This is a genomic window from Hymenobacter sp. (genome assembly GCF_036388155.1).
GTDB lineage: Bacteria > Bacteroidota > Bacteroidia > Cytophagales > Hymenobacteraceae > Hymenobacter.
In genome coordinates this window covers 1-25,752 of sequence record NZ_DASVSI010000115.1, presented here as the reverse complement: position 1 = coordinate 25,752, position 25,752 = coordinate 1, and the positions used below count along the sequence as shown (strand labels likewise).

The following is a 25,752-nucleotide window of genomic DNA, read 5'->3' as shown; positions in this document are numbered from 1 at the left end:
CTACTTTCGCAGGCCTGCACCTTCCGCCGCTGCTCACTTTTCCTTCCCGCCATGCGCTACTTCGCTGTTTCCTTCCTTCTGCTGACCAGTGGCCTGGCTTTGCCGGCCTGCGCCCAGAAGGCTACCCCTGCCAAGGCCGCGACGAAACCCAGCGCAAAACCCAGCGCCGCCAAGCCCGGCACCAAGGCCAAGAACGAAGCCGGACCCGTCATCACCTTCGAGCGTACGCCGTGCTTCGGCTTCTGTCCCACTTACACAATGCAGGTGTACGCCAATGGCCGCGTGGCCTATGAGGGCCGCCGAGCCGTGCCTCTGATGGGCCAGCAGGAGCTTAAGCTGCCCGCCGCCGCGGTGGCCGACCTGCTGCGCATGGCCAAGGAAGCGCGTTTCGAGCAGTTCCAAGACAAGTATTCGCGCGGCACCACCGACCTGCCCAGCACCATCATTGCCATCCGGCAGCCCAACGGCCAGCTCAAAACGGTGGTGGTGGAGGAAGGCGCGCCCGAAAACGTGCAAGCGCTTACCGCCTACTTCATCACCCAGTTCGACAAGCTGGCCCAGGTGGGCGTCAACCCCGAACGGTAAGTAACACTACGTCAGTTTTTAGCGCGGCTTGGAAACTGTAGGCGCTTTCAGCATCATGCGAAAAGCTTGAAGCGCGGCCGGATGATAAATGGTAGCGTGCGTTTCCTGCGGCATGGCGTCGTGGTGCCAGGTGATGTTGCGCGCAGGCTTGGTACCCAGCGCCTTGGTAAGGCGGGCAATGGGCGCGGCAATTCCTCCGTTGCTGCTGCTCGCCAGGTACAGCGTTTTAGGCTTGGTTACGGCAGCTTGCAGCAGTGTGCTGGCCTGCTGCGTGAGGTCTTCGTTGTTCCACCACAGGCTGGGGTCGGAAGGCCAAGTAGGTGTCGAACAGCGTAGGTTCTAGCAGCAACGTTTCGACGACAAACAACCCAGCCAACGACTCGCCCACAATGGCGGTTTCGTCGGTAGTGCGGTAGCGCTGCTTCACTTCCGGCATCAGCTCGTTGCGAATGAATGCCCTATATGCCGTTGCACCGCCCACCCGCGGGGCAATTTTCTTGTCCTCCTCGTTGGTGGTTGGGCCCGTGAGGTCGCGCCGCCGCTCGGTGTTTTCGATGCCGACCAGGATAAAGGGCCGCATGGTGCCGTTGCCCACCAGCACTTGCACCAAGCCCGCCACGTGCAGAAAATCTTCCTTTATCCCGCCATCCGGCATGTAGAGAACGGGCAGGCGCAACGTGGCCGATTCAGCGTACCCATCCGGCAGGTACACGTTGATGCGCCGCTTCTCTCCCAAGGCCGTTGAGGTAATGCTGAACGTGTGACCAATGGCCAGCGGCTCCGGCTCAGTTAACGGGTCGGCTGCGCTTGCGCCGTGAACTTCGACATCAGCCCCGAAAGCAGGACCAGTAGCAAGGTGCAGAAGCGGGCCATCATGGGTGAAAGGTAGTAATCAGACTCATAAGCGCCACCCCAGATAGCGGAGTCTGGAGGCTACTCCTTGCGCACGCGTTCCAGCAAGAGCTGGTTCATGGGGTTGGGCGCGAGGCCGCGCACGTTGTTCTGCGTCAGGCGCACCACCTCGTCGTAATAGAGGCTGATGACTGGGCTTTCTTCCACGATAATCCGGTCCATGGCTTGGTAGAGGGCCGTACGCTTGGCCACGTCCTGGGTCTGGCGAGCCTCGTCGTACAGCTTATCATAGGCTGCACTTTTGAAGTGCGTTTTGTCGGGGCCAGCGGGACTGAAATTAGGGCTGTAGAACAGGGCCAGGTAGTTTTCGGCATCGGGATAGTCGCCCAGCCAGCTTTTGGCGAAGAAGGCCACCCGGCCGTTGTCCACGAGGTCCTGTTGCGCCGCCGACTGGTTGATGTCAATTTGTACTTGCACACCAACATCGGCCCACTGCTTCTGCAAATACTCACCTATCTCCTTGCGCTCCAGCACGGTGCTTAGGCGCAGACGCAGCGGACGCTGGGGGCCGTAACCCGCGGCGCGCAGCAGTTGCCTTGCCCGCTGCGGCTGGTAGGAATAGCCGGGCACTTCTTTTTCAGAGAAGGAAGGCAACGCCGACGGCACAAAGCCTGAAGTGCCCGGCCGGCCCACCCGGTTGAGAATGTAGGTCAGCATTTCGGGCTTATTGAGGGCGTAGTTGAGCGCTTGCCGCACGCGCCGGTCGCGCAGGGCCCGGCCCTGGATGGCCTGCTCGCCGGTCAGGTTGGCCGAATCGAGCTGGATGCCGAGGTATTCCGTGTTCAAGTAAGGCACTTTCTCCACTCGAAACTTGCCCTTAAAGTCTTCCCGCACGGTGCCGTCGGGGTGCATAATCAGGTCGCGCGAGCCCGCCCGAATGCCCGAGAGGAAGTCTAGCTTGCCTTGCTGAAAAGTCAGGAATTCGGTCTTGCGGTCGGCTAGGAAGCTGATGGCCACGGCATCGAGGTAGGGCAACGGACGGCCTTGCTCGTCGCGTCGCCAGTAAGCGGGGTTGCGCTCGTAGAGCAGCACGTTGCCTTCGTCCCACAGCTTGAACCGAAAAGGGCCCGTGCCCACCGGGTGCTCGCGGAAGTCCTTGCCGTACTTGGCCACGGCCTCGCGGGGTACCACGTAAGCATAAGGCATGGTCAGAATTCCCAGAAACGGCACGAACGGCTCCTTCAAATGGATGCGGAGCGTAGAGTCATTGGCCGCCACGAAGCAGGTGTCGCTGGGGCTGCCGTCAGGTTTTTCAAGGACTTTACCGCGAAAAATCCAGCCGCCGGTGCTGGCCGTGGCCGCGTCCAGAATGCGCTTGAAGGAATAAACAAAATCGCCAGCCGTGACCACGCGGCCTTTGCCGCCCGCAAACACCTCGCTGTCGTGAAACCGGACGCCGGGCCGCAACACAAAGGTGTAGCGCCGCCCATCGGGCGAAATGCTGTAGCGCCGCGCCAGCGCGGGGGCCGGCAGCAGGGTCGAATCGAGTGCCAGCAAGCCGTTGTATAGCTGCGACACGGCCCAGGAGTTGGCCTGGTTGCGGGCAAACGCCGGGTCGAGGGAGGTGAGGGCTTCGGGCTGGTTGTAGCGAAACACGCGGCGCTCGTCGGCAGCCGGACGGGCCGCGTCGTGACAGCCAACTAGCGCCACTAGCACCAGCCAGAATCCAAACGGTTTAGCCAATAAGACAGCCCAACGAGCCAAAAAAGGGGGCATGCGAACAGGGAAAGAATGTATCTTTGTGCAATGCTACGGCAAAAGTTATTAGTTCTTAGTTGTCGGTTGTTCGTTGTCAGTAGTTAGTTGAAAGGCCCTGAAACGCCCACTAACTGACGATGAAGCAACAAACCACTAGCAACTGACAACGAACAACTGACAACTACAGAGACTCATGGGAAAAATCATCGCGGTAGCCAATCAGAAAGGCGGGGTGGGCAAAACCACTACCTCCATCAACCTCGCGGCTTCCCTGGCCGCCCTGGACTACCGGACCCTGCTCGTCGACGCCGACCCCCAGGCTAACGCTACCTCCGGCGTGGGCTACGACCCCAAGGACATCCAAAACAGTATTTACGAGTGCATGGTGGACGGCATCAATGCCCAGGACATCATCCTGCCCACCAACATCCTGCCTCACCTCGACCTCATGCCCTCCCACATTGACTTGGTGGGTGCCGAGGTGGAGATGATAAACCTGCCCAACCGCGAAGAGAAAATGAAGGAGGCCCTGCGCCCCCTCGCCGAGCAGTACGACTTCATCATCATCGACTGCTCGCCCTCGCTGGGCCTCATCACCGTCAACGCCCTTACAGCGGCGCACTCGGTCATCATCCCGGTGCAGTGCGAATATTTCGCCCTTGAAGGTTTGGGCAAGCTCTTGAATACCATCAAAATCATTCAGAGCCGCCTCAACACCGACCTCGAAATCGAAGGCATTCTACTTACGATGTACGATGTGCGCCTGCGCCTGAGCAACCAAGTAGTGGAAGAGGTGCGCATGCACTTCCAGCAGTTGGCGTTCGACACCATCATTCCGCGCAACGTGAAGTTGAGCGAGTCGCCCAGTTTCGGCATCCCCGTCATCATGCACGACGCCGAGAGCAAAGGCTCCATCAGCTACCTCAACCTGGCCCGCGAAATCGTGGAAAAGAACAGCGTGGAAGCCCGCCCCGAAGAAACCGCCGAGGACGAACGGATTTAAGGAAGCATAAAACCCGTATGTGACGAGCCCAGCGCAAGCCAAGCCGCCTAACGCAGTAGCCTCAACCACACCAAGAAAGCCGCCCCTACTGGGCGGCTTTTTGCATTATATGCCGCCGCAAGCCGCAGCTAGCCAAGCTCAACTGTGCTACTGACCTGTTACAACTCCATCTGGCTGCGGCGCGTAGCTTTTGGTTCCAGCCATTACTCGCCGTCGTTTATGTGGAGATTTTTCATTGGTTTGTGCAGCCTCATGGTGGCCTCCGCGACGGCGGCGCTGGGGTGTGCGGTGTGCCGGCCCAAAGTGGAGGCGGGCATCTACACGCCGGCTTACTCGACCACGGCTCTGGTCCTGCTGCTGCCCATTCTGCTGCTAGTGGGCGGCAGCCTGCTGCTCTATTACTCGCCCAAACGTCTGCCATGGAAAACACCTCCCCTACCCAGCACCGCGCCCCACTGATTGCAGCCGGCATCTTGCTGGGCGCCGGCATGGGCGGTTTTGTCGACGGCATTGTGCTGCACCAAATTCTGCAGTGGCACAACATGCTGTCGGGCAAGCTGCCGCCCAACAACCTCGTCGATGCCAAGGTCAACATGTATTGGGATGGCATTTTTCACGCTGCGGTGTGGCTGATGACGGCCCTGGGGCTGCGCCTGCTTTGGAACGTGGGAAACCGGCGCGACGTGCCGTGGTCGGGGCGCACTTTTGCGGGCAGCCTCGTACTGGGCTGGGGCCTGTTCAATGTCATCGAAGGGGTCATTGACCACGAGCTGCTGGGCCTGCACCACGTGTACGAGTACACCGCCAACCACTTGCCCGCCGACCTGGGCTTCCTGGCTGTTGGCCTCCTGCAACTGTTCATCGGGTGGGCATTGGTGCGCGCTGGACGAGCAGATGTTGTGCCGGCCAGAAATGCGTAGCGCATGCGAAAACCGGCAATTGCAACTTGTTAGGCACTCTCGGAGAGCCAAGTAGCTAGCTGAACCGGCCAAGCCGAACTTCCCGGCTTGCCCTTCGCCCAACAATCCGTAATTTTGAAGTTCCGTATGCGCCGCACTTTCGGCCAACAGGACCTTGCCGAGATGACTCCAGAGAAGAACGAAGAGAAATTGCAAGCGGCCCTGGCCGCGGCCGCCGCGGTAAAGCGCAAAAGCGGCCTGGGCCGCGGCCTAAATGCCCTCATTGAGGGCAGCTACGACAAAAAAGGCGACCGGCCCGGCTCCAGCGACCGCCTGGTGTCGCACCCCGTCAATTCGGTGGGCTTCATTTCGGTGGAGCACATCGAGGCCAACCCCTACCAGCCCCGCACCCACTTCGACCAGCAAGCTTTGAAGGAGCTGGCCGAAAGCATCAAAATTCAGGGCATCATTCAGCCCGTGACGCTGCGCCAGCTTGGCACCAACTCCTACCAGCTCATCAGCGGAGAGCGGCGCCTGCAGGCGTCCAAGCTGGCGGGCCTGGAAACCATTCCGGCCTACATCCGGAAAGCCGACGACCAGCAAATGCTGGAAATGGCCCTGATTGAGAACATTCAGCGCGAGAACCTCAACGCCATCGAAATTGCCCTCAGCTACCAGCGCCTGCTGAGCGAGTGCAACCTGCGGCAGGAAGAACTGGGCGACCGGGTGGGCAAAAACCGCTCGACGGTGACCAACTACCTCCGCCTGCTGAAGCTGCCCCCGGACGTTCAAATCGGCCTGCGCGACGCCGAAATCAGCATGGGCCACGCCCGCGCGCTCATCGGCATCGAGGACCCCAAAGCCCAGGTGGACTTGTTCCGCAAGATTGTGGCCGAGGAACTCTCCGTGCGCCGCGTGGAGGAACTGGTGCGCAGCGGCTTCGGCCGTCCCGCCGAAGCCACGAGCAAAAACGCGGCCGCCAACGGCGGCGCGGTGTCGAACCAGCCCGTGGTGCCCGTGGCCGAGCTGCGCCGCACCGAACGCCACCTCACCGAGCGGTTTGGCTCGCGGGTGCAGCTGCGGCCCGGCCCCAAGGGCAGCGGCGAAATCAAAATTGCGTTTGATTCGGTGGAGGACATGCAGCGCATCCTGCACATTCTGCATCCATCGTAACAGGAACTGCACCGAACTGGCAACCCCAGCTTGTGCAGCACTCCGGGTTAAATAAACAGAAACCCGGATACGCGAAACAACTGGCGTATTCCGTTAGCAGGTCACCTATGAATTATTCGCGTCATCGCCTAACGGCTCTGTTGGTTTTTGTTGGGTCGCTGCTCGCACATAGCGGCCACGCGCAGGTTTTTGCGCCCCCTCCCCCTCCTACCGTCATCCGGCCCGACACCACGGAGCGACGCGAGGTAACGATGACGGCCGAAGCCAAGCGCAACAAAGCCGCGGCCGACTCGGCCAAGCGCACGGAGCGCATGTTTCGGGCCTTCGGGTTCCAGGGCATCCGCCTGACGCGGCCTGGCAAAGCCGCTTTGCTGGCCGTGGTACTGCCCGGCGCGGGCCAGATTTACAACCGGCGCTGGTGGAAGCTACCGCTGGTGTACGGCGGCCTGGGCGGGGTCATTTACGGCGAATACTTCTACCAAACCGCTTACCGCGAGTACGCCGACGCTTACAATAAAATCATCGACCGCGTACCCAATAAAAGAACCGGTGCCCCATTCAAAGTTGGCGACATCGAATTGGGCCCGCGGGCTAGTACGGCAAGGAGTGTGGACGTCCTTAACCGGGGCATCGTGTTTTACCGCGGCAACCGGGACCTTTTTTACCTCTACATCGGCTTGGTGTACAGCTTGCAGGTGGTGGATGCCCTCGTGGATGCCCACCTGCGCGACTTTGACGTGAGCGACGACCTTAGCCTGCACTGGGAGCCCGCCATGCTGTCGGTGCCGGGCCAATACGCAGCGCTGCCCACCACGCCGGGCTTTCGGCTGGCTTTGCGGGTAAAATAGTTTTTAGTTGTCAGTTGCTTGTTGTCAGTTGTTAGCTCATTGGTGGCCGGCTGCGACTAACAACTGACAACAAGCAACTGACAACGAGCAACTGACAATTTCATGAAAATTCTACTCATTGGCTACGGCAAAATGGGCCAAACCATTGCCGCACTCGCCGCCCAGCGCGGGCACGAGATTGCGGGCATCGTGGACCTGCACGCGAGCCAGCTGAACATTAGCGACTTCACGCCCGCCACGGCCGACGTGGCCATTGAATTCACGCACCCCGACTCGGCCCTGGCCAACATCACCGCCTGCCTGCGGCAGGGCTTGCCCGTGGTGTGCGGCTCTACGGGCTGGCTGCACCACTTCGACGAAGCCAAAAGCCTGACCGCGGAACTGGGCGGCAGCTTATTTTACGCCTCCAACTACAGCGTGGGCGTGAACCTGTTTTTCCACTTCAACGAGTACATGGCGGCCAAAATGCACCAGTTCGGCGGCTACGACGTGGCGGTGCGCGAAATCCACCACACCCATAAAATTGACCAGCCCAGCGGCACGGCCCTCACCGCGGCCGAAGGCATTCTGGCCCACTTCCCCGGCAAAACCACCTGGCGCAACGCCCCCGCCGAAAGCCCCGCCGAGCTGGCCATCATCAGCGAGCGCAGCGGCGAAGTGGTGGGCACGCACATCGTCACCTATACCTCGGGCGTCGACACGCTGGAGCTGAAGCACGAGGCGCACAGCCGCGAAGGCTTCGCCCAGGGGGCCCTGCTCGCGGCCGAATGGCTGCCGGGCCGGACCGGCGTGTTTGGAATGAAAGAGCTGTTGGATTTGTAGCTCAAGATTGTCAGTCGTCGGCATTAAATAGAACGACCTAACAACTGACAACCAACAACTGACAACTAGAAACCCCGTTTCGCTGCGTTTCTTTGCCTGATTTTTATTGCCAAGCCCTAGCTTGCTCCCCATGTCTCTGCTCAAAACCGACCGCACCACTGCCCCCAAGCCGCCCAAGACGAAAACCCGCGAGTGGGCCGACTCGCTGATTTTTGCCATCGTGGCGGCCACACTCATCCGCTGGGCCACGTTTGAGGCGTACACCATTCCCTCACCCAGCATGGAAAACTCGCTGCTGGTGGGCGACTACCTGTTTGTGAGCAAGCTGCATTACGGCCCCATCACCCCGCAAACGCCGCTGCAGGTGCCCCTCACGCACCAAACCATCTGGGGCACGGGCCTGAAAAGCTACTCCGAGCTGATTCAGCTGCCCACGTACCGGCTCCCGGGCTTCTCCGAAATCAAGCGCAACGACGTGGTGGTGTTTCACGTGCCCCACGAAACCCAGTACCCCGCCGACCTGCGCACCAACTACATCAAGCGCTGCGTGGCCATTGCCGGCGACACCCTCGAAATTCGCGAAGGCCAGGTGTACCTCAACGGCAAGCCCGGCGTAACGCCCCCTGGCATACAAACCACCTACTTCATGCAAGTCGACAACCCCAACGACGAGGTGACGGCGGCCCTGAAGGCCCAAGGCGTGGTGGACTACGAGCAGCCCTACGGCATCCCGCAGGCCATTCCCGGCCCCGATGGCAAGATTGGCTACGCCATTTCCTGCACCGCCGCAGCGGCCGACTACTTCCGCAAGCAGCCCTACGTGAAGAACATGACGGTGCTTCAGCCCCAGGTGCGCCTCTTCCCCGATGCCGCCGACTTCACCAACTCAGAAGCCAGCAGCGCTACTCCCCGCAACTGGAACCTCGATAACTACGGCCCGCTGCCCATCCCGAAGAAAGGCCAGACCATTGCCCTTTCGCCCGGCAACGCCGGCATTTATTTCAAAATCATTGCCCGCTACGAGCACAACGAAGGCGTGACCTGGAACAACCAGGACGGCATGATTTACCAGAACGGCAAAGTCCTCAGCAGCTACACCGTGAAGCAGAACTACTACATGATGATGGGCGACAACCGCCACAATTCGGAAGACTCCCGCTTCTGGGGCTTCGTGCCCGAGGACCACGTGGTCGGCAAAGCCACCCTCATCTGGCTGTCCATCGACCCCAACGCCGACTTCTGGCACAAAATCCGCTGGAGCCGCCTCTTCAACATCATCCGCTGAAACCCAATCTGTCATTGCGAGGCCGCAGGCCGTGGCAACCCGTCCTGTTCTCCGCGACCAACTTAGTAATGCGAAAAGCCCCCCCGGGTACGCCCCCGACACTGCGCAGTGCCGGAGGCGTACCCGGGGGGGCTTTTCGCATCCTGAGTGTGTTAGGGTTTGACAGAACGGATTGCTTCGCTCTGCTCGCAATGACAGGTGGGCCTACCACTCAATTGGCTCCAACCCTTGGCTTTGCAGCCAGGCGTTGGTCTTGCTGAAGGGCTTGCTGCCGAAAAACCCTTTGTCGGCGGCGAAAGGCGACGGGTGCACCGATTTCAGCACCAAGTGTTTTTTCTCGTCAATCAACTCCGATTTTTTGCCGGCGTAGGCGCCCCAGAGAATGAACACGACGTGCTCTCGGCCTTCCGAAACTTTGCGGATGACGACGTCGGTGAATTCTTCCCAGCCCTTTTTCTGGTGCGAAGCGGGCTCGCTGGCGCGCACCGTGAGGGTGGCGTTGAGCAGGAGCACGCCCTGTTGGGCCCAGCGGTCGAGGTTGCCGTTGGGGGCCGGGGGCGTGCCCGGAATGTCGGACTGTAGCTCCTTGAAGATGTTTTGCAGCGACGGCGGCACGCGCTGGCCATCCTGCACCGAAAAGGACAGTCCGTGGGCTTGGTTGCGGCCGTGGTACGGGTCTTGGCCCAGGATTACGACCTTGACGTTGTCGAAAGGCGTGGCGTCGAAGGCGTGAAAAATCTGCGAACCGGCGGGGTAAACCGTAGCCGTGGCATATTCGCCTTTGACAAAAGCAATTAGCCGTTGAAAATAAGGCTTTTCAAATTCATCGGCTAACACAGGGCGCCAGCTCTCGGCTATCTTTACCATAGCATTTCTGAAGAAAATAAACGAACTTTTGCGGCGTTACCCGGCGTCTTTTGCGTAAAACCAATTTCAGCGGGCGGCTGTTACGCCCACAGCTGCTTTTAAGCTCGACACCTATGCCCACCACCACTACGCAAGGCGTCACCGTTTCGGTTACGACCAACTACCTGCCCGATTACTCCAGCCCCGGCCAGGAGCATTTTGTGTTTGCCTACAAAATCGAAATTCGCAACAACAGCGAGTTCACCGTGAAACTGTTGCGGCGCCATTGGCACATCCACGACGCCAACGGCGTGGTGCGCGAGGTGGAGGGCGAAGGCGTGGTGGGCCGCCAGCCCGTACTCGAACCCGGCGAAGCCCATCAGTACGTCAGCGGCTGCAACCTGAAGTCGGGCGTGGGCAAAATGCGCGGCACCTACCTCATGGAGCGCCTCGCCAACGGCCAGAAATTCTCGGTGGAAATTCCCGAGTTCACCCTCATGGTCCCCTATCGCCTGAACTAAGGCTGAGTTGTCAGTTGCTCGTTGTCGGTTGTTAGTTTGTACCATGGTTGTCGAATTTGCCTGGCAACGGACAACTAACAACCGACAACTATTTTGTTTCAACTCCTCGCTTACCTCCGCTTTTGGCTTCGGTCGGGCAATGCCCACGGCTTGCATTCGCCGTTTGTTTTTGGCCTGTACACCTCGGTGGTGCGCCACACGGGCACTTACCGGGCCTACGCCGACGTTGAGGCGCGGCGGCGGGAGTTGCTCAACAGTCCGGCCAGCATCAGCGTCACCGATTTTGGGGCCGGCTCGCACACCGGCGCCGGCCGTCAGCGCCGCGTGGCCGACATTGCCCGCACGGCGGCTAAGCCGGCGCACTTGGCCCAATTGCTGTTTCGGCTGGTCAACTACTTTCGGCCAGCCACCATCCTGGAATTGGGCACCTCGCTCGGGCTAACCGCGGCCTACCTGGCTGCGGCCGACTCGCGCAACCACGTGGTCACGTTCGAAGGCTGCCCCAACGTGGCCGCTGTAGCGCGCGAAACCTTTGCCGGCTTGCACCTGAGCAACGTCGACATCATCGAAGGCAACATCGACGACACGCTAACCCCGGCCCTTTCGGCGTTGGGTGCCCCCGTGGACTTTGCTTTTTTCGACGGCAACCACCGCTACGAGCCCACGCTGCGCTACTTCCAGCAATGCTTGGCGCACCGCACCAACGAGTCGGTGTTCGTATTCGACGACATCCACTGGTCGGCTGATATGGAGCGGGCCTGGGAGGCCATTAAGGCACACCCCGATGTGACGCTGACGGTGGACCTGTTCTACATCGGGCTGGTTTTCTTTCGCAAGAACCAGCCCAAGCAGCACTTCTGGCTGCGGGCATAAATGCGTTTAATACATCCTGAGCACCAGACAGGTCACGCTCAGCGTGAGGAAAAATGCAACGGCAAGCAGCAGAGTCTTTACAAAGAATCGCCGCCGCTTTTTGTCGTAAACAGCTAGCAGCGAAAGGCCAAGCCAATAGAGGACGGTGGCAAGTAAGCCTGCTGCTAGGGGCACAACTGGTGTTTCGTACGTCACCCCGGTACCGTATTCGCCAGACCAAGTGGTTCTGCTGGTGTACACAAAAAGCACCACGCTTGCCCACCCCAGCACATTCAGCGCGAGAAAGAGCGCTACCAGAAACTGCCTGTGCGCCAGAGTGGTTGGCGTGTGCATGGAGCTAGCGAAGTGCATCACGCACTCGCGTCAGCTTCACCATCAGGGCCTCTAGCTGGTCGAGGGGCAGCATGTTGGCGCCATCCGACAGGGCGGTGGCCGGCGTGGGGTGCGTTTCGATGAAGAGGCCGTCGGCGCCCACGGCAATGGCGGCTTTGGCAATGGTTTCGATGAGCGCGGGCTGGCCGCCGGTCACGCCGCTGCTCTGGTTGGGGCGCTGCAGGGAGTGCGTCACGTCCATTACCACGGGCACGCCGAACTCGCGCATCGCGGGCAGGTTGCGAAAGTCCACCACCAGGTCGGAGTACCCAAAGGAGTTGCCGCGCTCGGTGAGGATAACGTGCTCATTGCCCGACTGACGGATTTTGTCCACGGCCCATTTCATGGCCTCGCCGCTCAGGAACTGGCCTTTCTTCACGTTGACCACCTTGCCGGTTTGGGCGGCGGCAATGAGCAAATCGGTCTGCCGACACAGGAAAGCCGGAATTTGAAGCACGTCCACAAACTCGGCAGCCAGGGCGGCCTCGCCCGACTCGTGGATGTCGGTCACGGTGGGCACGCCAATTTCACGCCCTACTTTTTGCAGGATGCGCAGCGCCGTTTCGTCCCCAATGCCGGTGAAAGAGTCCAGCCGCGAGCGGTTGGCCTTGCGGTAGGAACCCTTGAAAATGTAGGGAATCTGCAGTTTGTCGGTGATGTGCTTGATGCGCTCGGCAATGCGCAGGGCCATGTCCTCGCCCTCGATGACGCAGGGGCCGGCCATGAGAAAGAACTGGCCAGAACTGGTGTGGCGGAAGTGCGGGAGCGTGTTGGCGAGGGCTTGGAGCATGGAGAAGAAAAATCGTAGTAAGTGACACGTACTGGATAGCAAGACGCAGGTGGTAAATAACAAAGGCAGTTAACGGGGAAGGCAGAGCCCCCGCAACAATCCTTGCTACTTACTGCTGATGTCCTGTTACCTTCTTTAAACACATAAACAGCTCTCGCCCCTGCCGGGGCTTGAGCGAATTGGTGGCGGTTTCGAAATGCTTGAACTCAAAGTACGGCGCGAAGTATTCGCGGTATTCTTCTTTGCTGCCGCCAAAGGGGGGCTCCGTGACGGGCCCAAAATCAGTGTCAAACAACAGCCCCATGAGCGTGCCGCCGGGACGCAGCAGGCGGGCGCACTGCTGGGCATAGGCCGGCCGCAGGGCGGGGTCGAGGGCACAAAAAAACGTCTGCTCCACAATCAAATCGTAGGGAGGCTCGTTGGAAAGGGCAAAAAAGTCCTCTAGCAACAGATGTTCTTTGGGGAAAGCAGGCAACCGTTCGGCCAGTGCTTGCAAGGCTTCCGGGGCAATGTCGGCCACGAACACCTGCTCGAAGCCGGCGTGGTGCAGGTACTCGGCCTCGTAGGCACGGCCGGCGCCGGGAATCAGAATCCGGGGCTGTTGGCCGACCGCCACTTGGTCGAAATACGCCCGCAGCGGAGGGGTGATGCCGTGGGCGTCCCAGCCGTCGCGACCGGTGGCGTAACGCGCTTGCCAGTAGCTAGAATCAAAAGTTGATAAAACCGTTTTCATACCGTCGAAGTATATCGCACACTTGCCAGGGTACGAAAGTCCCCTATTTTTACGCCCAAAGGTAAGAGCCGCATGACAGCGGGCACCTTGAATATTTTCCGCTTTTCTCGCTTAACAATTCCCGCATGGACCCAAACGAAACCACCGAACCCCGCTCCAATAACAGCCGCGTCCTTCTCTGGGTAGCCCTCGTGGCCGTGCTCCTCGGCATCAACGGGGTTCTGTTTTACCTCAACCAACAGAAAGGCCAGCAAAACGAGGAGCTGACCACCGAGGTAAAGGCCAAAGACAGCAAGCTGCAAGAGCAAATTCAGCAATACGAGGCCCTCAAGACCGACTTCGAGCGTCAAAGCCAGGAGCTGCAAGCCCTGGGCCTGAGCAACGACTCGCTGGAAGCCAAGATTGCCAGCGTCAACGCCGACCTCGTGAAACTGCGTTCCTTCAAGGCCGGCAGCTTCTCCATTGCGCAGCAGAGCCTGTTCAAGAAGCGCGCGCAAAACCTGGAAAGTCAACTGCGCAAAAAGGACGACGAAATCGCCAGCCTGAAGCAGGACAACGAGACGCTCTACACCGAAACCAACACCCTGAAAGAGCGGCAAAACAAGCTGACCGACACCATCAGCACCATTGCCCGCACCAACCAGGAGCTGACGGAAAAAGTGGGCGTGGCCTCCCGCCTGCAATCCGAGAACATTCAGGTGGCCGTCATCACGTCTAAAAACAAGGAAAAAGACGACGACAAGGACGAGTTCAAAGCCAAGCGCGTCGAAAAAATCAAGGTTACCGCCAACCTGGCCCGCAACGACGTTTCGCCCAAGGAAACCAAAGCCATTTACATGCGCATTCTGGAGCCCGACGGCGCGGCCCTCTACAACCTGAGCACCGGCGGCGGCACGTTCACCGTGGAAGGCCAGGAAGCCTTCTACACCCAGAAGCAGGACATTGTGTACGACAACACCAAGCAAAAGCTGGAATTTGTGTACGCCAAAGGCGCCGAATACAAGAAAGGCCAGCACACCGTGGAGCTGTACGAAAGCGGCCAGCTGATGGGCAAAACCACCTTTATGCTGAAGTAAACACGTCCTTCTTCGGCACAAAAAAGCCGCTTCAGTTGCTGAAGCGGCTTTTTTGTGCCCGGCACCCTGGGGCTTTATTGGGCGTTTACCAAGCCCTCGTGCTTGTCGAGCTTGGCCAGCACGGCCGCAATGTTCTCGGTAAAGAGCGTGATGACGGCCCCCTTCGGCGCGGTGCTCAGCACGTGGTCGATGGCGTCCATCTCGTGCTCAATGTAGGTGATGGGCAGGTCGGGCTTGTCCATTTGCAGGCCGCGCTCCATGGTGGCCCGGATTTGCTCGGCGGTTTGGCCGCGCAGGTCGCGGTCCTGGCGCAACACCACTTCGTCGAAGATGCGGCCGGCCACCCGGGCAAAGCCGATGGTGTCCTCCTCGCGCCGGTCGCCCAGGCCCGACACCACCCCGATTTTGCGGGTGGCGGGCGTGGCCTCCATGAACTCGGCAAATTTGCTGATTCCGGCCGTGTTATGGGCGTAATCCACAATCACCTCGTAGTCCGGAAACTTGTAGACGTTCATCCGGCCGGGCGTTTTGGAGGCCGAGGGCACAAACGTCCGGAAGGCCGTCTTGATGTCGTCCTTGTCGAAGCCGGCCAGATAGCCCGCCAAGGCGGCGGCCAAGCTGTTCTCAATGTTGAAGCCCGCACGCCCGCCAAACGTGACCGGGAACTCAGCCGCGCGGTCAATGCGCAGCTTGTAGCTGTTGCGGTAAATCGTGATGTAGCCTTCCTCGTACACCGCCGCCACCCCGCCGGCGTCCACGTGCTCGGTGATGCGCGGGTTGGCTTCGCTCATGCTGAAGAGGGCCACGCGGCAGTCCACGGTGCGGGCCATGGCGTACACCAGGTCGTCGTCGGCGTTGAGCACGGCCCAGCCGTTCTTGCGCACCGTGCGCGGCACCACGCCTTTCACGGCGGCCATTTCCTCCACGGTGTAAATGTCGCGCATGCCCAGGTGGTCGGCGGCCACGTTGGTCACCACCGCAATGTCGCACGCATTGAACCCCAGCCCCGAACGCAACATGCCGCCGCGCGCCGTTTCGAGCACGGCGTAGTTCACGGTAGGGTCCTTGAGCACGAACTCGGCGCTTTGCCCGCCGGTGCAGTCGCCTTTCTGCAGTTGCGTGCCCTGAATGTAGATGCCGTCGGTGGTAGTAAAGCCTACCTTGTACCCCTTGCTGGCCACGAGGTGCGCAATCAGGCGCGTGGTGGTGGTTTTCCCGTTGGTACCCGTGATGGCAATGATGGGAATGCGGCCCGAAGCGCCGGGCGGAAACAGCATGTCGACCACCGGCGCGGCCACGTTGCGCGGCAGCCCCTCGGCCGGCGAAATGTGCATGCGGAAGCCAGGAGCAGCATTTACCTCAATCACGGCGCCACGGCTCTCGTTGAGCGGCACGGCAATGTCGGTGGCCATCAGGTCGATGCCGCAAATGTCGAGGCCCACAATGCCGGCCACGCGCTCGGCCAGCAGCACGTTGTAGGGGTGCATCTGGTCGGTCACGTCGGAGGCCGTGCCGCCGGTGCTGATGTTGGCCGTACTCTTCAAGTACAGCAGTTCGCCTTCCGGCAACACCGACTCCAGGGTCAGGCCGCGGGCTTCGAGGATGTCCATGGTGTGCTTGTCGGCCTTGATAGCCGTGAGCACCTTTTCGTGGCCCACGCCGCGGCGCGGGTCCTTGTTCACCTCGTCAATGAGTTGTTGAATGGTGCTGCGGCCGTCGCCGGTCACGGCGGCGGGGGTGCGCTTGGCGGCGGCAATGAGCTTGCCATTCACCACGAGAAGCCGGAAGTCGAACCCTTCGATGAACTGCTCCACAATCACGGCCCGGGAGTATTCCTGGGCTGCTTTCAGGCCCGCCGCGGCGTCGTTCCAGTTCGTGATGCGGATGGTGGCGCCCTTGCCGTGGTTGCCGTCGAGCGGCTTGGTCACGATGGGAAAGCCCAAATCTTCGATGGCGTCGCGCAGGCCAGCTTCCGAATACACCGTGGTGCCGTGTGGCACGGGCACGCCCGCGTCTTTCAGCATGGCTTTGGTGCGGTTCTTATTGCCGGCCACTTCCACCCCGGCGTGCGAGGTGTAGCTGGTGGTGGTGGCCCAAATGCGTTTTTGATTGACGCCATAGCCCAGCTGAATGATGTTGCTGTTCTTCAGGGCGATGTAAGGAATGTTGCGCGAAGCGGCTTCCGCCACAATGCTGTAGGTGCTGGGCCCGATGAATTCCTCCTCCCGAATGTCGTGCAGCTCGTCGATGATGGACTTGAGGTTGACTTCTTCGTTTTTGGTCAGGGCCTCCACAATGTCCACGGCGGCCTCGGCGGCGCGGCGGCCCGCCCGCTCTTCCTGGTATTCACAAACGACGTATTCCACGCCTTCCTCGCGCGCAGGGTACGACTTGCCCCAATACACGGGCATGCCGGCCAGGCGCTGGAGTTCCAGCGCCACGTGCTGGATGACGTGGCCCAGCGGCTCACCGTCGTTGAGCTGGTCTTCGTTCAGAGGCGGGCGTTTGGCCGCTTGGCGCCCACTCATGCCGCCGGGCTGTTGCTGCCCAATATTGGGGAATAGCTGCATGAACTGCGCGGCGAAGTTGGGCAACGCATTGGACCAGGTGCCGGCAAGTTCATCCAAGCTCACTTTCATAACGACGAGCTTGGTGTGTTTCACGGACCAGTAACTGGGGCCGCGCATGACGCGGATGTCAACAATTTTCATAAGGTGGTGGAGATGAAGAGTAGCGTGGGTCGTACGCACAAGGGCGAGTCCAATCCGGCTACGCAATGCGCACCATCTTGGCTACGAAATGTAGGCATAATGCCGCCTAAAACTCGAAAATCCGGTTTTCAGCTAGAAAAAGCCTCGTTTGCAGTGGCCTCAACACTGTCCGTGACTCCCTAGTACGGTTTTGACCTGAGTAATTCAGGCTCGCGGGACTTCAGCAGCTTACGCACGAGCGGCTGAAATTTTTTCTCTAGAAAATGCGCCAGCAGCACCGAGAGCAACAGTGCCAGTGCGCAACGCACGGCGTAGGCGAAGCCGGTCCCGGAAAAAACCGTTACCTGCTTCAGCCCCGTCATGATGGGAAAATGAATGATGTACAGCCCATACGATATGCCGCCCAGTTCCACGAGCCGCTGCATCGTTCGGGCCGCAACGGCTTCCATCCGTGCCAGCGGCACGGCAGCCAACATCACGGCTGCCACGTAAAACGCAGCTGGCAGGTAGTAAAGGCGCAGGTCCAATTCGTGATAATGCAGCCCCAGGTAGAGGAACGTGGCGGCCGGCAGCCCAAACAAAACCCGGAGCACAACCCGCCGGCCCGGAAAATCCTGGTTGGTGAACACCAACAGGTATACCACCCCCACCGGCAAAAAAGCCAAATCGGCAAACGTAATCACGGACCGAAATTGCTCGGCCCCGGCCCAATAATGAAGCCGCTGCCCGACCGCAAAATGCGTCCCTTTCAAAAGGAGTGTTTCGAAAACATTGAAATAGCGCATGCTCAGAAAGAGAAGTAGCAGCGCCACCAAAAGCTGAGCCGTGTAGCGCCGCTCCCGCGAAGAGTCGTTTTGAGCCAGTCCCAACCCGCACAGCCAAAAAGTGAAGCCATAGCTGTAGGAGGTAAGCAGCGTATTGGCCGGCCACATCAATTGGTTGAATAACCCCAAAAGAAAGCAGGCTCCGGCGGCGGCCCAGGCATTGACGCGCCACACGGAGAGCGGAATAAATAGCAGATAATACAGTGCTTCGTAGTGAAGCGACCATGCCGGTGCATTTTCGTTTATCATTGGGGCCAGCAGTACCTGCGTCAGGCTAAAATGAGCCAGCCACTGTGCCGGCGGATAGGGCTGCGCCACCACCCACGTGAGGAGCAGCGCGACCGCATAAATGGGATAAATGCGTACAAAACGCTTCTTTAGGTACGCCCCTACCGCTTGCCCAGCCAGGGGCGCCGGATTGGTAATGCCAATCACATACCCCGACAAAATGAAGAAAAGCAGCACGCTCAGGTGCCCGGGAACCGGGTAAGCCCACGCACCCGAGAGCGTATACTGCGCATCAACCATTCGCCCAATGCTCACGGCATGAAACCACGCCACGACGAGGGCGGCCAGGCCCCGCAAGCCTTCTAGGTTGTATTCAAATTTGCGCTTGGGGCGGTATGCAGTTTTTTCGTCAACGGGGTTAAGAGTCGTCGGACTGGAGGCATAATTCATCCACCGGCTTACGCCCTGATAATTTAAGCGTTATGCCGAGCTTTCGTGCCATTTCCCCGTTAACCGGCACGGTAATTCTTTCCGCCAGCCAAGAAAACATTGGCTTCTAAGCACGCACAAGCCGCTTGGTAGAGCTTACCTTTTTTTAGAAACTTCCTACCCAAAACACTTCATAGCGTGGCACTAAGGGAGTAACGAGAACAGTGCAAGTGGTGCAACTCCCGGCGCCTACTGCACAGGCTGCAGCATCGCGTAAAAAGAATAATCCCCCTGTATGCACTGGCTGGCTTACAGGGGGATTACGGTTTTAAGAGGTGACGGGCGGATTCGAACCGCCGTAGGAGGTTTTGCAGACCTCTACCTAGCCACTCGGTCACGTCACCGGGAGTGGTCTTTTGGGAGCGCAAAGGTAAGCAGCCCGTTCGGGGTGGGCAAGGCACGAGCACAAAAAAAGCCCCGGCGTTACGGCCAGGGCTTTTTCTTTACTCGAAATCAAGCATTAAGCTTTGGTTTCGTCGTCCTTCTTGTCAGCGTCGTCGCCAGCAACCAGGTCCTTGGCTTTGTCAACCAAGTCACTGGCTACTTCCGAAGCCTTAGCGAAAGCCTCCGAGTTCGTCACGGCGTCCACCGCGTCCGAAGCAGCGTGCTTCACCGTGTCGAGGGCAGCCGAAGCGGCACCGGCGATGCCGGCCAGCAGGCCACCTTCTTCAGCGGCGGGAGCTTCCTCGGCCTTGGCAGCCTTGGGAGCAGTGGCGGGCTTGGCAGCGGCAGCGAGCTTCTGCTCACCGGCCTTGCGCTCGTTGCCCATCATCTGGTCGCGCAGGGCGCTCAGGGCGTCGAGGTCGCCGAGGGTCGATTTCTCTTCCGGTTTCTTCAGGTCGCTGATTTTGCCTTCGCCTTGGGTGTCGCCACCTTTGGTGTTGGTCTTCTTCTTGAACTTGGCATTGCGGCTGTCGTCCTCAGCGGCAGCTTCCTTGTTGAACACGGCAGTGTGCGAAAGCACGATGCGGCGGTCGTCCTTCGAGAACTCCGTTACGCGGAAATCGAGCGACTCACCGTTCTCAGCGTTCGAGCCATCCTCTTTCACCAAAGACTTGGGGTAAGCGAAGCCCTCGATTCCGTAAGGCAATTCGAGTACCGCGCCACGCTCCGACTTCTCGGTGATGGTAGCCTTGTGTACCGAGCCGGGGGTGAACACCGTCTGGAAGGTATCCCAGGGGTTTTCTTCCAACTGCTTGTGGCCCAGGGCCAGGCGACGGGCGCCGAGGTCCAGTTCCAGCACCACTACGTCCAGCTTATCGCCCACCTTCACCATTTCAGAGGGGTGCTTGATTTTCTTGGTCCACGACAGGTCCGACACGTGCACGAGGCCGTCTACACCCTCTTCCAGTTCTACGAACAGGCCGAAGTTGGTCAGGTTACGCACGGTGCCGCTGTGCTTGGTGCCCACGGCGTAGGTACCGCCGAAGTCGCCACGAGTCCAGGGGTCTTCGGTCAGTTGCTTGATGCCGAGGCTCATTTTGCGGTCTTCGCGGTCGAGCGTCAGAATCTGCGCTTCTACCGTGTCGCCCTGCTTTATGAAGTCCTGCGGGTTGCGCAGGTGCTGGCTCCAGCTCATTTCCGAAACGTGGATGAGGCCTTCCACACCGGGCACCACTTCCATGAACGCGCCGTAGTCGGCCACGTTCACGATGCGGCCCGATACTTTCGAACCCGGCTGCAGGTCGGCCGGCAGCGAATCCCACGGGTGGGGCGTCAGCTGCTTCAAGCCGAGGCTGATACGCTTCTTGGCTTCGTCGAAGTCCAATACCACGATGTTCAGCTTTTGGTCCAAGGTCAGCACTTCGCTCGGGTGAGCGATGCGGCCCCACGAGATGTCCGTGATGTGCAGCAGACCGTCGACACCGCCGAGGTCGATGAACACGCCGAAGTTGGTCATGTTCTTGATGTTGCCTTCCAGAATCTGACCTTTCTCCAGGTTGTTCAGGATGGCCTCACGCTGCTTCTCGAGGTCTTTCTCGATGAGTACTTTGTGCGAAACCACCACGTTGTCGAAAGCGGAGTTGATTTTCACCACTTTCACTTCCATGCGACGGCCAACGTAGATGTCGAAGTCACGGATGGGCTTCACGTCGATTTGCGAGCCGGGCAAGAAGGCTTCTACGCCGTCGAGCTCCATGATGAGGCCGCCTTTGGTGCGACGCTTCACCACGCCTTCGAGGATGGTATCCAACTCGAGGGCGTCGTAAATGGCCTTCCAAGCCTGCTTGATTTTGGCTTTCTTGCGGCTCAGGATGAGCTGGCCGTTGATGTCTTCCTGGTCTTCGATGAACACCTCAACCTCGTCGCCGATTTTCAGGTCGGGCAGGTCGCGGAATTCAGTGATGGACACCAAGCCGTCCGATTTGAAGCCGATGTTCAGGATAACGTCGCGGTCGGTGATGCCAACCACGGTGCCCTTCACTACTTCTTCTTCCTGTACGGTCGTCAGCGTGTCGCCGTACATTTTCTCCATCTCGGCGCGCTGGTCAGCCGAGTAGTTTCCACCAAAACCGGTGGCTCCGACATTATCCCAGTCGAAATCGTCAATCAATTCTGCCATAATAGCTGTTGGGCACCTCTTGGATAAACGTAGCGGCCGATGCCCGGGCCCTTACGCGGTTCTTGTTGAACACCTTGCCGTTGTGCAGCAAAGCCCGCCACCCTGGCGGGGCCGCAAAGGTACGGGTTATGAGGTGGTTTGGCAAGGTTGAATAGTGAATAGCTACTCATGGGTTTGCACCTTCACTATTCTATCTTTTATAAAATAATCCTTCCAATTCCAGTCTTGGTTTTTAGGGTCAACACGGTATTTGCTCCAGTCTAAAACAGTCAGTGAAAACAAAGACTTATCCCCACTGTGGAACTGAGTTAATATGGCTTCTGGGTTGTTTATTCTTCTTGTTTCATAATCTACGTTTAAAACGTAAATCCCAGGTATGGTAGGCCAGTTCGTAAGAATAACGCGCTCTGACACTACTGGTAACACAACTGCTGTAGAGTCTGAGCCATTTATCAGACCAATTGAGATTCCTGGATATGTAGCACTGCCAGTCATGTAAAATATACCAAGCGCTGAAGTATAGTTCAGCACCTGGCCCGGAAAGTCTTTTCTAGTGAATACTCGACACTTTCCCGACGTTATTTCATAATCATGTATTTGTTGGCCGCTTCGGTCGTTGAGTACAAAGCCAACACGGTAGGTCCAACTGGCTTGGCAAAAGGCCAGCGTGGTGCTGCATAGTAGCACAGCTATAACTAGTAGTGTTTTCATAAACTGTAAGTTAAGCTGTGCGGCTAATATTTATGCAAGTTCATCATAGCAATTACCGCAAGCCACAATCTTAACACTACGCCGCCAAACCCCGCACAACGCCACGCCCGTAAGGAGAACGTATACACTCATCCAAAACTCCTTACCCTCATGGCCTATATCAAAGCAGGCGAAGACACCGCCGGCAACCCGGTTAATATTTTCTACGAAGACTGGGGGCAGGGCGCCCCGGTGGTGCTCATCCACGGCTGGCCGCTCGACCATACCATGTGGGAGCACCAAGCCATCGCGCTGGCCAAGGCTGGCTTGCGCGTCATTGCTTATGACCGCCGCGGTTTTGGGCGCTCCTCACGCCCGTGGACGGGCTACGACTACGACACCTTTGCGGCCGACCTCAACGCACTGCTCGAAGAGTTGGACCTGAACCAAGTAACGTTAGTGGGCTTCTCGATGGGCGGCGGCGAAATAGCCCGCTACATTGGCACCTATGGCGACGCCCGTATTGCCCGCGTGGCTTTTGTGGGGGCCGTGCCGCCCTTTTTGCTTAAGACCGATAACAACCCCGAAGGTGTGCCCCAATCGGTATTCGATGGAATAAGCGACAGCATCAAGAAAGACCGATTCGACTTTCTGCAAAATTTTGCCAAAAGCTTCTATGGCGTGGGCATGATTAGCCACCCGGTAAGCCAGGCCGTGCTGGATTGGAACTTCACTGTGGCTTCGCTAGCCGCACCGAATGCTACGCGCGACTGCGTGGTGGCCTTCTCAAGCACCGATTTCCGGGCCGATTTGCAAACCATCAAGGTGCCCACGTTGGTGATTCATGGCGACAAAGACGCTACCGTGCCTTATGAAGCCAGCGGCGAGCGCACCGCCAAGATGATTCCGCAGGCGGAGTTGAAGGTGTACAAAGGCGCGCCGCACGGCCTGTTCTTCACCGACAAGGACCAACTGACGACGGACCTGCTCGCCTTTGTGGGGCGGTAGCTGACGGCTTTTACACAAAGCGCCCCGACGAGAAGCACTGCTTCTACGTCGGGGCGCTTTGTTTTTTGCTTCAAGCAGGCAACCATGGCGCCTGGACTCCGAGTGTATAGTTAGCTTTGATGTCCCGCCCGGCACCCTCTACCAATCGACTACTTCATGAGCCTTGCTTCCACCTGGGCCAAGCTTTCCTTTTGCAGGCGCATTGCTCGTACGCCGGGCACTTTCCTGCAATTGGTACTTCAAACCAAAGCCGCCCGGCAGGGCAAAGCTTCCTCTACAGGCCAGAAAGCGGCCTCGATGCAGTATTTGCTGGCCTTGCCCAATGCGCCACTGGCCACAACGCTGCGCACTCACGCGGGCGACTTGAGCATCCTCTACGAAATATTCTGGCAGCAATCCTACGATTTGCCCGCACTGCGTCAGGGTCAGTTTCGCACGGTGGTCGATGTGGGGGCGAACGTGGGCTTAGCGGCTTTGTTTTTTCTGCAGCGGTTTCCGGTTTCGCGGCTTATTTGCGTGGAGCCGGAAGCGGCCAACTTCCGCCTGCTGCAAGCCAATTTGCGCGGCACGCCGGCCGTGACGGTGCAGGCCGCCCTCTCTCCCACCGATGGCACCCTGCGCATTGATGCCAGCCCCCAGGCGTACAACGCCAAAATCAGCACGGAGGCGGGCAGCACCGAAGTACCGGCCATTTGCATGCGCACGCTGCTGCAAACGCAGCAGCTGACGTGGGTCGACTTGCTGAAAATCGACATTGAGGACTACGAGCAGCAGGTATTTGCGGGGCCTACCGAGTGGCTGGCGCAGGTAAATACGCTGCTGATTGAAATTCACTCGAAAGCGAGCCAATTGGCGGTGCGGCGGGCCGTGCTCGCGCAGGGCTTTACCTGGGAGCAAGCAGCGGGCCGGCACCCCGATACCGGGTTGTTTCTGGCGCGTAACCCCCGGCTGTCTTTGGCCTAACGAGAAAGACCTCAGCCGAACCGACAAAGGCTCAGCTGAGATCTTTCCAATTTATCGTCGAAGCTACCTAAGCCGCGCGGCCCATCTGGCGCAGGAAGCCGACGTGCGAAGCAATGGCCGAGCGGGTGCGGGCGTAGTTGTTATACTTCACGTCGAACTCGTGGCAAACCTGCTGCACAATCTTGCTGATGGCCGGGTAGTGCACGTGCGAAATCTTCGGAAACAAGTGGTGCTCAATCTGGAAGTTGAGGCCGCCAACCAGCCAGCTCACCACCTTGTTGTCGGTAGCAAAGTTGGCGGTGGTGCGCACCTGGTGGATGGCCCATTCGTCTTCCAGCTTGCCGGTGGTGGCGTGGGGCACGGGGAAAGCGGCGTCTTCCACGGTGTGGGCCAGTTGGAACACCATGCTCAACACCAGCCCGGCGACGGCCGTGCTCAGGAAAAAGCCAGCCAACCACGGCAGAAAGCCCACCATGTAAATGGGCAACGCCACGTACAACACCAGATTCAGCGCCTTAAAGCCCCAGAAACTCACGTGCTCGCCGGTGTTCATGGGCTTGAGGCCGATGGCCCCGATTTGCCGGCTGAAGTACTTCTGGTAGTCCATGGCAAAAATCCAGGACGTGTAGAGCATGCAGTACAGGGCCCAGAAGTAGAAGTGCTGGTAGCGGTGCAACGGGTGCTTGGGCTGGTCGGGCGTCATGCGCATCCAGGGTTGGATGTTGATGTCGTCGTCGTGGCCCTCAATGTTGGTGTAGGTGTGGTGGATGAGGTTGTGCTTGGAATTCCACATGTAGGGGCTGCCGCCGAGCACACCCAACGTGTAGGCCGCCAGTTTATTCACCCAGGCATAACGCGAAAAGCTGCCGTGCGCCCCGTCGTGCATCACGTTGAAGCCGATGGCGGCGATGGTGCACCCAACCAGTGCGCACTCCAGCAAGGCCCAGCCAGTGGGCGGCGTGAAAAACACCAAGTGTACGTAGAGCGCCACCAAGGCGCCCACAAGCAGTACCGCTTTAATGATTAGGCTGGTATCGCCCGTCATGCGCCGGCCCGACTCCTCAAAGTACTGGTTGATGCGAGTTTTTAGCTCGGTATGAAAGGAGCGAGTAGCAGCGAATTTGGGGAGGGCCATGGGCGAGATATTGAATGCGAGGGATAAAGGTACCCCGCTTCAACCCCATACGGCAGAACTTAGTTTAAGTATGCGTGCCAGTTCTGGTCGATGGTGCCCGCTGAGAGCTTCAGGAAGCCGGCCAACGTGGGCTTCTTGGGCTGCTGCCGAATGGTGAGGCCGGCCTCGTTGGGGGTGTGGTGGCCCTTGGCGTGGTTGCAGCGAGCGCAGGCCGTCAGCAAGTTGGTCCAGCTCGACTCGCCGCCGCGCGAACGGGGCACTACGTGGTCGAGGGTCAGGTTTTTGGTCGAGCCGCAGTACTGACACTCGAAATGGTCGCGCTTAAAAATATTGTGGCGGCTCAGGGCAATGCCTTTGTAGGGCACGCGCACATACCGCTGCAAGCGGATGATGCTCGGCTTGGGGTAAGACTGCGAAATGGTGCGCAGGGTGCCATGCTCCGATTTGGCTACCATCTCAGCTTTATCGAGGAACAGGAGCACGAAAGCCTTTTGCACGCTGCACAGGGTAATGGCGGTATAGTCGCCATTCAGCACTAATACTTTTTGGTCCATACACGCTTGGGGCTCGGATAACCCGCCGAAAGCTAGCGGTTTCCAAGCAGATAAACAAGCGTGAAAAGGTTAAGTTCACCGGCTGGCGCGTCCGGTCATTGCGAGCGCAGCGAAGCAATCCGTCCTGTCAATGCCAGACACTTTTTTGAGC

25 protein-coding genes and 1 tRNA gene are annotated in these 25,752 nt (G+C 59.1%); 13 read left to right on the top strand and 13 right to left on the bottom strand.

Translation table 11 applies throughout. The features are described from left to right. The first annotated feature begins 51 nt into the window (after positions 1–51). Positions 52–585 carry a DUF6438 domain-containing protein gene (locus VF629_RS15705; RefSeq protein WP_331059436.1) on the top strand — a complete coding sequence of 178 codons (534 nt, stop codon included), beginning with the start codon at positions 52–54 and terminating at the stop codon, positions 583–585. Positions 586–811: 226 nt separating this feature from the next. On the opposite strand, the gene VF629_RS15700 is transcribed toward VF629_RS15705, so the two are convergent. Further along, positions 812–1,321 carry an alpha/beta hydrolase gene (locus VF629_RS15700; RefSeq protein ID WP_331059435.1) on the bottom strand — a complete coding sequence of 170 codons (510 nt, stop codon included), beginning with the start codon at positions 1,319–1,321 and terminating at the stop codon, positions 812–814. Between the two features lie 197 nt (positions 1,322–1,518). Beyond that, on the bottom strand, positions 1,519–3,213 hold the full coding sequence (locus tag VF629_RS15695; RefSeq protein WP_331059434.1) for an ABC transporter substrate-binding protein: 1,695 nt from the start codon (positions 3,211–3,213) through the stop codon (positions 1,519–1,521). A 175-nt stretch (positions 3,214–3,388) separates the two neighbouring features. Between VF629_RS15695 and VF629_RS15690 the strand changes: the two genes are divergently transcribed. The 7 genes from VF629_RS15690 to lepB all read left to right on the top strand — a co-directional run bounded on the left by VF629_RS15690 (position 3,389) and on the right by lepB (position 9,225). Further along, the gene (locus VF629_RS15690) at positions 3,389–4,198 is read left to right on the top strand and encodes an AAA family ATPase (RefSeq protein ID WP_331059433.1); all 810 of its coding nucleotides are present in this window, start codon (positions 3,389–3,391) and stop codon (positions 4,196–4,198) included. Positions 4,199–4,417: 219 nt separating this feature from the next. After that, on the top strand, positions 4,418–4,657 hold the full coding sequence (locus VF629_RS15685) for a hypothetical protein (RefSeq protein WP_331059432.1): 240 nt from the start codon (positions 4,418–4,420) through the stop codon (positions 4,655–4,657). Continuing rightward, positions 4,618–5,118, top strand: coding sequence for a DUF2243 domain-containing protein (locus VF629_RS15680; protein ID WP_331059431.1), 501 nt, complete (start codon positions 4,618–4,620; stop codon positions 5,116–5,118). Before VF629_RS15685 ends, VF629_RS15680 begins: the two co-directional genes overlap by 40 nt. Positions 5,119–5,244: 126 nt before the next feature. Then, positions 5,245–6,270, top strand: a complete 1,026-nt coding sequence (locus VF629_RS15675; protein WP_331059430.1) for a ParB/RepB/Spo0J family partition protein — start codon at positions 5,245–5,247, stop codon at positions 6,268–6,270. A gap of 107 nt (positions 6,271–6,377) precedes the next feature. After that, positions 6,378–7,118 carry a DUF5683 domain-containing protein gene (locus tag VF629_RS15670; RefSeq protein WP_331059429.1) on the top strand — a complete coding sequence of 247 codons (741 nt, stop codon included), beginning with the start codon at positions 6,378–6,380 and terminating at the stop codon, positions 7,116–7,118. Between the two features lie 102 nt (positions 7,119–7,220). After that, positions 7,221–7,940: a 4-hydroxy-tetrahydrodipicolinate reductase gene (gene dapB, locus VF629_RS15665; protein WP_331059428.1), complete on the top strand. Its 720-nt coding sequence runs from the start codon at positions 7,221–7,223 to the stop codon at positions 7,938–7,940. Between the two features lie 130 nt (positions 7,941–8,070). Further along, a complete protein-coding gene (gene lepB, locus VF629_RS15660) occupies positions 8,071–9,225 on the top strand; it encodes a signal peptidase I (protein ID WP_331059427.1) in 1,155 nt (384 codons plus the stop codon). Positions 9,226–9,429: 204 nt separating this feature from the next. On the opposite strand, the gene VF629_RS15655 is transcribed toward lepB, so the two are convergent. After that, positions 9,430–10,092 carry a uracil-DNA glycosylase gene (locus tag VF629_RS15655; protein ID WP_331059426.1) on the bottom strand — a complete coding sequence of 221 codons (663 nt, stop codon included), beginning with the start codon at positions 10,090–10,092 and terminating at the stop codon, positions 9,430–9,432. Between the two features lie 113 nt (positions 10,093–10,205). Between VF629_RS15655 and apaG the strand changes: the two genes are divergently transcribed. After that, complete coding sequence (gene apaG, locus VF629_RS15650) at positions 10,206–10,592, top strand: Co2+/Mg2+ efflux protein ApaG (RefSeq protein WP_331059425.1); 387 nt, start codon at positions 10,206–10,208, stop codon at positions 10,590–10,592. 93 nt (positions 10,593–10,685) lie between these two features. Then, on the top strand, positions 10,686–11,465 hold the full coding sequence (locus VF629_RS15645; protein WP_331059424.1) for a class I SAM-dependent methyltransferase: 780 nt from the start codon (positions 10,686–10,688) through the stop codon (positions 11,463–11,465). Between the two features lie 6 nt (positions 11,466–11,471). Here VF629_RS15645 and VF629_RS15640 read toward each other — a convergent pair whose 3' ends face one another. The 3 genes from VF629_RS15640 to VF629_RS15630 all read right to left on the bottom strand — a co-directional run bounded on the left by VF629_RS15640 (position 11,472) and on the right by VF629_RS15630 (position 13,360). Beyond that, positions 11,472–11,798 carry a hypothetical protein gene (locus tag VF629_RS15640; RefSeq protein WP_331059423.1) on the bottom strand — a complete coding sequence of 109 codons (327 nt, stop codon included), beginning with the start codon at positions 11,796–11,798 and terminating at the stop codon, positions 11,472–11,474. Between the two features lie 4 nt (positions 11,799–11,802). After that, positions 11,803–12,627 (bottom strand): 3-deoxy-8-phosphooctulonate synthase, encoded by an 825-nt coding sequence (kdsA, locus tag VF629_RS15635; RefSeq protein ID WP_331059422.1) that lies wholly within the window; start codon positions 12,625–12,627, stop codon positions 11,803–11,805. Between the two features lie 109 nt (positions 12,628–12,736). Continuing rightward, positions 12,737–13,360, bottom strand: coding sequence for a methyltransferase (locus tag VF629_RS15630; protein WP_331059421.1), 624 nt, complete (start codon positions 13,358–13,360; stop codon positions 12,737–12,739). Positions 13,361–13,485: 125 nt separating this feature from the next. Between VF629_RS15630 and VF629_RS15625 the strand changes: the two genes are divergently transcribed. Next, positions 13,486–14,436 carry a hypothetical protein gene (locus VF629_RS15625; RefSeq protein ID WP_331059420.1) on the top strand — a complete coding sequence of 317 codons (951 nt, stop codon included), beginning with the start codon at positions 13,486–13,488 and terminating at the stop codon, positions 14,434–14,436. A gap of 74 nt (positions 14,437–14,510) precedes the next feature. Here the strand turns inward: VF629_RS15625 and cphA are convergent, their stop codons facing one another. The 5 genes from cphA to VF629_RS15600 form a co-directional block, all read right to left on the bottom strand. Then, a complete protein-coding gene (gene cphA, locus VF629_RS15620) occupies positions 14,511–17,147 on the bottom strand; it encodes a cyanophycin synthetase (protein WP_331059419.1) in 2,637 nt (878 codons plus the stop codon). 179 nt (positions 17,148–17,326) lie between these two features. Next, positions 17,327–18,649 carry an acyltransferase gene (locus VF629_RS15615; protein WP_331059418.1) on the bottom strand — a complete coding sequence of 441 codons (1,323 nt, stop codon included), beginning with the start codon at positions 18,647–18,649 and terminating at the stop codon, positions 17,327–17,329. 312 nt (positions 18,650–18,961) lie between these two features. After that, positions 18,962–19,032, bottom strand: a tRNA-Cys gene (locus tag VF629_RS15610). 116 nt (positions 19,033–19,148) lie between these two features. Continuing rightward, positions 19,149–21,251 (bottom strand): 30S ribosomal protein S1, encoded by a 2,103-nt coding sequence (gene rpsA, locus VF629_RS15605; RefSeq protein ID WP_331059417.1) that lies wholly within the window; start codon positions 21,249–21,251, stop codon positions 19,149–19,151. A gap of 162 nt (positions 21,252–21,413) precedes the next feature. After that, complete coding sequence (locus tag VF629_RS15600; RefSeq protein ID WP_331059416.1) at positions 21,414–21,962, bottom strand: hypothetical protein; 549 nt, start codon at positions 21,960–21,962, stop codon at positions 21,414–21,416. Between the two features lie 150 nt (positions 21,963–22,112). Between VF629_RS15600 and VF629_RS15595 the strand changes: the two genes are divergently transcribed. Together VF629_RS15595 and VF629_RS15590 are read left to right on the top strand one after the other, a co-directional pair. Next, positions 22,113–22,949: an alpha/beta hydrolase gene (locus tag VF629_RS15595; RefSeq protein WP_331059415.1), complete on the top strand. Its 837-nt coding sequence runs from the start codon at positions 22,113–22,115 to the stop codon at positions 22,947–22,949. A gap of 156 nt (positions 22,950–23,105) precedes the next feature. Further along, positions 23,106–23,912 carry an FkbM family methyltransferase gene (locus VF629_RS15590; protein WP_331059414.1) on the top strand — a complete coding sequence of 269 codons (807 nt, stop codon included), beginning with the start codon at positions 23,106–23,108 and terminating at the stop codon, positions 23,910–23,912. Positions 23,913–23,979: 67 nt separating this feature from the next. Here the strand turns inward: VF629_RS15590 and VF629_RS15585 are convergent, their stop codons facing one another. Together VF629_RS15585 and VF629_RS15580 are read right to left on the bottom strand one after the other, a co-directional pair. Then, a complete protein-coding gene (locus VF629_RS15585; protein WP_331059413.1) occupies positions 23,980–25,047 on the bottom strand; it encodes an acyl-CoA desaturase in 1,068 nt (355 codons plus the stop codon). A gap of 59 nt (positions 25,048–25,106) precedes the next feature. Beyond that, the gene (locus VF629_RS15580) at positions 25,107–25,601 is read right to left on the bottom strand and encodes an HNH endonuclease (RefSeq protein ID WP_046245156.1); all 495 of its coding nucleotides are present in this window, start codon (positions 25,599–25,601) and stop codon (positions 25,107–25,109) included. Positions 25,602–25,752: the final 151 nt, after the last annotated feature.